A 2,484-nucleotide genomic window follows, 5' to 3' on the forward strand; every position below is an offset into this window, starting at 1 on the left:
GGTGCGACATGAAGTCGCATAGATAATTGTTGGAATGATACTTTAAGTATCAGTTTTAACCCGCTGTTCCGTCAGCGGTAGCCTACCGACCGATGCACCTTAATGTTGTATTAAGCGGTCGGGACAAAGTACACTTTCACAAGACAAGACAGAACCGTGAGGGGAAGTCAAGTATGGTTAGTATCATACCGTAGAGTGGCGAGGCTGGATAGTATGGTTAGCGTAAGCGAACTGTTAGTAAACTTCGTAATGTCGTAAAAGAGTGCAAGATACTGATACACTCTACCCAAAATGGGATGCGGTCAGATAATCCTCTCCATGGTAGGATTACACGGATGTAAAGACCGTCGGAGGATGAGACAGAACCTAACCTATCCGTTAGTTATCTATGTGGAACATGGTAAGCCTGTACATCTCCTGTCAGACAAAAGACAGGTAAGCTGAAAGTAATGGATGCTGAATGATGTGCAGGTATAAGATAACAGAGAAAGCGAATGCCGTTCTGTAATGGGACGGATAGGGTTTGAGCCACTTATCACGAGTTGACAAGGGACAACATCAACCTACCACGAAAGTGGGCAGACTTCTGTGGTAATGTTTGGGAGGCAAATACCCAACATTAGCCAAATGGTAATTCTTTACAATAAACTTTTAGAACTTTTTAAAGTAGGAATGCAAATGAACGATAAAATCAAAGAAAATCTCCTCGACCAATCGTGTGCGCCGACTGACAACCTGCAATCAAATTGGGACAGAATAGACTGGACTAAGGCGGAGCAAGCTGTTAAGAAGCTTCAAGCTCGTATTGTAAAGGCTCAGAAGGAAGGCAGACATAACAAGGTGAAAGCCTTGCAATGGACGCTTACCCACTCTTTTTACGCAAAAGCCTTAGCCGTAAAGAGGGTTACTTCTAACGGGGGTGGTTGTACTCCTGGGGTTGACAAAGAAATATGGGATACCCCTAAAGCTAAAATGCAAGCAATAACCCAACTCAAACGCAGAGGCTACCAGCCAATGCCGCTGAGAAGAGTTCATATCAAGAAGAGCAACGGCAAACTGCGACCGTTGGGAATACCGACAATGAAAGACAGAGCCATGCAAGCACTCTATCTTATGGCATTGGAGCCTGTATCAGAAACTACAGCTGATACTCGTTCATACGGTTTCCGCAAGGAACGCTGCTGTATGGATGCAATACAGCAATGTCATAACATTCTCCGAAAGGGATATTCTCCCGAATGGATTTTGGAGGGTGACATAAAAGGGTGTTTTGACCATATCAGCCATGAGTGGTTACTTGCCAATATCCCAATGGATAAGGCAATACTCCGAAAATGGTTGAAATGTGGCTATGTTTTCAACAAGCAAATGTTCCCGACCGAGGAAGGAACACCGCAAGGTGGTATAATTTCTCCGACACTTGCCAATATGACTTTGGACGGATTGCAGAAAGCTCTTGCAGATAGATATAAGCGCCATCATGTTAATGGTAAGTTGTATTCATCAATGGTGAACCTTGTACGTTATGCGGATGATTTTATCATCACTTGCGAGAACAAGGAAACTCTTGAAAATGAAATCAAGCCATTGGTTGCTGAATTTATGTCTGAAAGAGGTCTGACCTTATCAGAGGAAAAGACGGTGATAACCAACGTGCATGACGGTTTTGATTTTCTTGGCTTTAATATCCGCAAATACGGCAAGGACATATTGACCAAGCCGACAAAGAAATCCGAGAAACGCTTTATGGAGAATATCCGTAAGGTAATTAAGGAGAACAAGGGTTGCAGACAGGAGTCGTTAATCAGAATGTTGAACTCTAAAATCCGAGGATGGGGAGGTTATTATCAGCATGGAGCGACACGTGATTCATTTCACAGAATCGACCATCAGATATTCCTCTCACTATGGCAATGGGCAAAACGCCGTCATTCCAAGAAAGGGAAACGGTGGATAAAAGACCGATATTGGCATGACATTCGAGGGAACAAATGGACTTTCGCTTCAAAATTCAAGAAACCAAACGGAAAGGAAGACCAATTGACATTATTGTCTCTGACTTCATCGTTTCCATTCCTGCAATACACGCAGATTAAAGGAGACATGAACCCGTTTGATGCAGACTGTCGTCTGTACTTCTATAAAAGAAAGAAGTCGAAAATGCTTGTTACGCTAAAAGGACGCAAGTCACTGCTGTACCTATGGGAAAAGCAAGGACGCAAATGTCCTATATGCGGTGAGCCTATTGATACGCACAAGGCATGGAATGTCATGCCAACCGTTCAAAACGGAAAGAAATGCAATCTGTTGGTTCATGATGAATGTTTTAAATTATCCCGCAAATCAAATGGAAACAAGAAGTAGTTTGAGCCGGTCTCTGCATACAAACAGAGGCTTAGAAAAGCTTGAGCCGTATGAGGGGAAACTCTCATGTACGGTTCTTAGGGGGGAAGAGGGCAGCAATGCCCTTGACCTACCCGATCG

1 protein-coding gene is annotated in these 2,484 nt (G+C 43.5%); it reads left to right on the plus strand.

Annotated elements, in window-relative coordinates:
* Positions 1–678 precede the first annotated feature (678 nt).
* On the plus strand, positions 679–2,364 hold the full coding sequence (gene ltrA, locus RCO84_RS16865) for a group II intron reverse transcriptase/maturase (protein ID WP_317511389.1): 1,686 nt from the start codon (positions 679–681) through the stop codon (positions 2,362–2,364).
* The last annotated feature ends 120 nt before the right edge of the window (positions 2,365–2,484 follow it).

It is taken from the genome of Segatella copri (genome assembly GCF_949820605.1).
Taxonomy (GTDB): domain Bacteria; phylum Bacteroidota; class Bacteroidia; order Bacteroidales; family Bacteroidaceae; genus Prevotella.

Bases quoted from the DNA above. Each gene is read 5' to 3' on its own strand.
- ltrA (WP_317511389.1), top strand. From the start codon at position 679: ATGAACGATAAAATCAAAGAAAATCTCCTCGACCAATCGTGTGCGCCG.